Below are 1,864 nucleotides of genomic sequence, written 5' to 3'. Positions count from 1 at the left end.
GGCGACTGGCCCGGGTGGCCCGGCTGGCCGTGGCCCGGAAACGGGGCGGCCCGGCCGGTCGCCGGACGGTCGGGTACGCCGAGGGCGGGGAAACGGCCGGGAGTCGGGTCGGCGGGACGGCCGTCCGACGGCGGCCGCCAGGGCGGCGGCGCACCCCGCTCGCCGGCGGAGCGGTCCGCGGGCGAGCCGTACACCTGACCGGTCTCGCCCGGGGTTCCCGGCGGGCGGGCAGGGTGGGCGTCGGGCACCGGCACCCGTCCGGTGGCACCTCCGGAGGCGGATCGTCCGGGACCCCGTCCGGCGTCGCCGTCCGGACGGTAGTGTGAATCTTCCCTCCCCACGACCCCCTCCTCCTGCCGCGAAAATCTGCTTGGGTGACACTACTTCGGTCCGAACACTATGCGGCGGCCGGAGCCGGCGGGTGGGCATTCACCCTGCCCGGGAGCGGCGGTGCCGCTGGTTCCGTCAGCCAGCGTGGGCAAACGAGGGAGCGTGCAGATGGATTTCGACGTGACGGTTGAGATCCCGAAGGGTCACCGCAACAAGTACGAGGTGGACCACGCGACCGGCCGGATCCGGCTGGACCGCACCCTCTTCACGTCCACCCAGTACCCGGCCGACTACGGGTTCATCGAGGGCACCCTGGGCGAGGACGGCGACCCGCTGGACGCGCTCGTGCTGGTCCCCGAGCCGACCTTCCCGGGCTGCCTGATCCGCTGCCGCACCATCGGCATGTTCCGGATGACCGACGAGAAGGGCGGGGACGACAAGGTCCTCTGCGTGCCCTACGAGGATCCGCGCCAGGAGCACCTGCGCGACATCCACCACCTCGGCGAGTTCGACCGGCTGGAGATCCAGCACTTCTTCGAGGTGTACAAGGACCTGGAGCCGGGCAAGTCCGTCGAGGGCGCCACCTGGGTGGGGCGGATCGAGGCCGAGGCCGAGATCGTGGCGTCGTACCAGCGCGCCAGGGATGCCGAGGCGCGCGGCGAGTCCGCGCACTGACCCCCCCGACACGACTTCCGACGGGCCCGCAGGCCGCTCAGCCGAGCAGCCCGCGGGCCCGTTCGTACAGGTCGAGCACCGCGCAGGCGACCGGCACCACCGACACCACCAGGGCGGTGTCGGTCAGGTCGGCGATCCGACCGAGGTACGGGGAGACCGGCCGCCGGGCGTACGTGGTGCCCGCCGCCACGGTGACCAGCGCCAGCACCAGCCCGCCGACGACCAGCGCGAGCAGGCCGGCCGGACCGGACCGGTCGGCGAGCACGGCGCCGAGCACGGCGTACCCGGCCAGCCCGGCGACCACGGTCGGCACCCGGTGCCGCAGCGCCACGAACAGCCGGGAGCGCAGCAGCAGCACGGTCGCGGCGACCGCCAGCAGCACCCGGCCCGCGGTCCCGCCGGAGAGGCCGAGGACCACCGCGGCGGCGACCGCCAGCACGGCGTGCCCGAGCAGCATCCCGGTCAGGATCTCCTCCGTCCGGGCGACCGCCGCGTAGACCCGTCCCCGGTCCGGCAGGTCCCGGGCCCGGTCGGACCCGCCCGGCTCGCCGGTGGGCAGGGTGATCGGGGGCAGCGGCACCTTGCCGAGCCGGATGGCCAGCAGCGGGATCGCCCCCACGGCGAAGACCAGCACGCAGAGCAGGATCGCCGCGGTGCCCTCCGGGCTGAGCAGCAGCCCGCCGAGGGACGACAGCGCGCCGCAGAACCCGGCCGACGCGCCGGCCACGAAGACCCGCAGCCGGGTGGCGACGCCGAAGAGCCCGAGCACCGACACCAGCAGCAGCGCCACCGAACCGGCCAGCAGCTCGGGGGCGCCGAGCCAGCGCAGCCCGGCGACCGGCCCGACGGCGTCGCCGGA

General features: G+C 75.1%; 1 protein-coding gene and 2 pseudogenes. 1 reads left to right on the top strand and 2 read right to left on the bottom strand.

What is annotated here, in order from left to right; translation table 11 throughout:
• Positions 1–254, bottom strand: a pseudogene (locus NCC78_RS31445) (hypothetical protein); the annotation flags it as partial.
• 244 nt (positions 255–498) lie between these two features.
• Between NCC78_RS31445 and NCC78_RS31440 the strand changes: the two are divergent.
• Positions 499–1,005, top strand: coding sequence for an inorganic diphosphatase (locus tag NCC78_RS31440; protein WP_091634882.1), 507 nt, complete (start codon positions 499–501; stop codon positions 1,003–1,005).
• Positions 1,006–1,042: 37 nt separating this feature from the next.
• On the opposite strand, the pseudogene NCC78_RS31435 reads toward NCC78_RS31440, so the two are convergent.
• A pseudogene (locus NCC78_RS31435) lies at positions 1,043–1,864 on the bottom strand (type VII secretion integral membrane protein EccD); the annotation flags it as partial.

It is taken from the genome of Micromonospora phytophila (assembly GCF_023656545.1).
Classification (GTDB): Bacteria; Actinomycetota; Actinomycetes; order Mycobacteriales; family Micromonosporaceae; genus Micromonospora; species Micromonospora phytophila.
This window is presented reverse-complemented; position numbering and strand designations above follow the sequence as displayed.

Coding starts and splice junctions, on each gene's coding strand:
- NCC78_RS31440 (WP_091634882.1), top strand. CDS start 499: ATGGATTTCGACGTGACGGTTGAGATCCCGAAGGGTCACCGCAACAAG.